The sequence below is a fragment of the Seonamhaeicola marinus genome (genome assembly GCF_008085455.1).
The window spans coordinates 1-1,006 of sequence record NZ_VSDQ01000399.1 but is presented as its reverse complement, the minus strand read 5'-3'; the positions used below and the strand labels follow the sequence as shown (position 1 = coordinate 1,006).

Annotated in this window: 1 protein-coding gene; it reads right to left on the bottom strand. The window is 29.1% G+C overall.

From position 1 onward, the window contains the following. A partial coding sequence (locus tag FUA24_RS05135; RefSeq protein WP_222861320.1) for a TlpA family protein disulfide reductase occupies positions 1-1,000 on the bottom strand: 1,000 nt, incomplete at its 3' end. Positions 1,001-1,006: the final 6 nt, after the last annotated feature.

Sequence of the window (1,006 nt, the reverse complement as noted above, 5' to 3'; positions counted from 1 at the left end):
AATCGTGTAAACGCTCATTATTAACTGATTTACTGTTTTTTACAACTACAGGCTTTTCTAACACTTTACTAAGCATGTAAACCATATCGTTTACAGACACATTATCTGCCTTAATATCAGAATCTCCAATTAAAAAACGTTCCGGGTTATCTTCCCAATCAATTTGAAACGTATCCCATAAGGTTGACGCATTCATATCTAAAACATAACTATCAGTTAAAACAGTTTGTGTTTTTAACTTCATTTTAAGTTTCTTTAAAAAAGTGTCAGGAAAATTTCTGTAATGTTTTGAGCTTTTTTTCAAATACAATTTGTAATACTTGTTATCAGCTTCATCAACATTTACTTGGTTTATATTAACCTTCCAGCCATAAGCTAAAATGGCATTTAAACGTCCTTGCAGCTCAACATAAGTATGTTTGTTTATTATTTGAAAATCTTCAGTTTCAATAACATTAGTTTCTTCAATTTCAATATCTTCTCTAGGTAAATAACTTTCAGCCACCGTGTTTTCAGAAGTTATAATTTCAAAAACATCTTCAAAAGTTTTCATGTAATTACTATTGTTTACAAAACCTTGTAACGTATGTGCTTTTAGATTAGCCGGATGGCCTTCCCAAAGTTTATTACCATTAGCATCAATTAAAACACCATAGGGCAAACTTTGCACATTGTATTTTTTAAATGTTTCGCCATCATAATCAATAGCCGTAGTTAATTGTAAATTATGTTTGGTTAAAAAATTGGTTACTATAGCTGCGTTTTCTTGAGATAGTGAAACAATATGCAAATCATTAGCATGTTGTTTTTGTAAAACAGTTAAATATTTTGAAGCACTAATACATGGTGCGCACCAAGTAGCCCAAAAATCTATAAAATATAATTTACTTTGATTGTTACTAACTATTTCAGATTGCTTTATAACTTCAGAAATTCTTATTTGCCCATATGAAAATATGCTACTAATAAACAAGCAAATTAATAAAAGTGTTTTTTTCAATGTCAT